The sequence below is a fragment of the Cellvibrio sp. genome (assembly GCF_053579595.1).
In genome coordinates this window covers 1-1,984 of record NZ_JBRFPI010000550.1, presented here as the reverse complement: position 1 = coordinate 1,984, position 1,984 = coordinate 1, and the positions used below count along the sequence as shown (strand labels likewise).

General features: G+C 46.2%; 2 protein-coding genes and 1 pseudogene. 2 read left to right on the top strand and 1 reads right to left on the bottom strand.

What is annotated here, in order from left to right:
• Positions 1 to 230: pseudogene (locus ACWA6V_RS21000) on the bottom strand (NAD(P)-dependent dehydrogenase); the annotation flags it as partial.
• Between the two features lie 258 nt (positions 231 to 488).
• Here ACWA6V_RS21000 and ACWA6V_RS20995 point away from each other — a divergent pair.
• Together ACWA6V_RS20995 and ACWA6V_RS20990 are read left to right on the top strand one after the other, a co-directional pair.
• The gene (locus ACWA6V_RS20995) at positions 489 to 1,382 is read left to right on the top strand and encodes an AEC family transporter (RefSeq protein ID WP_449524309.1); all 894 of its coding nucleotides are present in this window, start codon (positions 489 to 491) and stop codon (positions 1,380 to 1,382) included.
• A 69-nt stretch (positions 1,383 to 1,451) separates the two neighbouring features.
• On the top strand, positions 1,452 to 1,984 hold a 533-nt coding region (locus ACWA6V_RS20990), incomplete at its 3' end, for a hypothetical protein (protein ID WP_449524308.1).

Below are 1,984 nucleotides of genomic sequence, written 5' to 3'. Positions count from 1 at the left end.
CGTCCAAATGCAATTGCCACCGCGCGGCCGATACCAGAGTCGCCCCCGGTAATAAGTGCCTTTCTCCCCGCGAGACGATTTGCGCCACAATAACTTTCTTCGCCATGATTAGCTTGCGGTTTTAAAATGGCGTCCAATCCAGGTTCCGGTTGTCGCTCGTCGGATTTCCCTTGCGCTTTGGGGTATTGGGAGCGCGGATCTTGCATAGTGTATTGATTGAAGTTCGACATAATACCCTCCTGAAATCGCTAACAGATGCGAGGAGGTTGTTCTCAAACCGGTACATAATCTGTGCGGTGAGTAACTCAGTACAATATTTATGCGGAATTTCGCTATTTGATTTAAATCTTGCCTCAGTTATAGTCAGTAGCCTTTATCCAGTCATTTAAATCATTTAATCAGGTCAATTAGTTTTAATACTGTTCTTGCTCTCCGCTTATTTTATGGGATTTGCGAGTTGGCTACCTGTCCTCTGCCGCAGAATATTCATGTCAAATATCGCCGTTGTTGTTATCGCGTTGATCATTGGTTTGTTATTACAACGAGCCAAACGGTTTCCTGAAAACGCCGCATCTACCTTAAACCTTTACGTGATTTATGTTGCTTTGCCTGCGCTAATTTTGGCGGAGATTCCCAAACTGTCGTTTAGCCATGAGGCATTGATTCCAGTTGTTGCCGCATGGGTAATTATGTTGCTTAGTGCATTATTGACATGGTGTACGGCACGGCTGATGAAATGGTCGCGCGCGTTAACCGGTGCATTAATGTTGTTGGTGCCTTTAGGTAATACCGGATTTGTCGGCATTCCGCTTATTGAGGCGCATTTAGGTTCTAAGGCAATTCCCTATGCGATTCTTTATGATCAATTGGGCACCTTTGTGGCCTTGAATACTTATGGAATTGTCGTTGCCTGCTACTACTCGTCCGGTTCTACCTCTGCTGTAAAAATTTTGCGCAGCATCCTGATTTTTCCACCTTTTATTGCACTGATATTGGCCTTTGCAGCGAGTGCATTTGTTTACCCTGAATGGTTGGCGGAGGCGCTCGCGAGAATCTCATCTACACTTGTACCTGTGGTGATGGTTGCCGTGGGTTTGCAGTGGCGTTTAACCCTAAGCCCGGAGTATTTATCGCCGTTAGTGGTGGGCTTGTTATATATCTTGTTGGTCTCGCCCGCGTTGGTTTGGTTGGGGTTGTGGCTGTTAGATATTGAAGGGCTGGTTGCCCAGGTGGTGATATTGGAAGCGGCTATGCCTGCGATGATTTCGGCAGGTGTGTTAGCGATAAGCCATAATTTGGTACCGCGGTTTGCATCATCTTTAGTGGGTTACAGTTTGCTGATCGGCTTGGTCAGCGTATGGCTGTGGCGATTGGTGATTTAGCAACCGGTTTAAAAACAAAACTCTAAAAATTATTCAGTTAAAAATCAATTGCACGGATGGTTTTTATATATGTCGCGTGATCAACAGTCATTCGTGTCAAGTGAACGTTCGCCTGTATGGAGTCCATTGCAGGTCGGCGCTTATGCTGACTATCTTGCGCTCTTGTCTGCGACCAATCCGGTTGTTGTGGTTGAAGACATTCTTGCGTGTGATGGTGAATTACTGCTTGCTCAAGCCAGTTTGCTGGATCAAAAAAGCATCGCGCGCTTAAAAAATAAAATGCTGGCGCGGCCGTTGGCCAATTCTATTCAGATTGAAAAACCAATTGCTGCAGGGGATTTATTGCAGCATCTACTAGACACTATTCGTTCGACCGAATATTTTCAATCGCTGGCTGAGCGGAAACACCCCTTAAGCTCCCTCGAACCTGTCTGTGCCTTGCTCTCGGATTTGCCGTTAGTGCAGCAATTTTTGACGGTGATGGCGGCGCAGATGAATGACTTGTATCATCGCACACTTTGTGTGAGTCTTTGGTCGCTATACATCGCGCAAGAAATGCGTTTGCCTGCCCATGATTCGGGCGAAATTTTTTTGGCTGCACT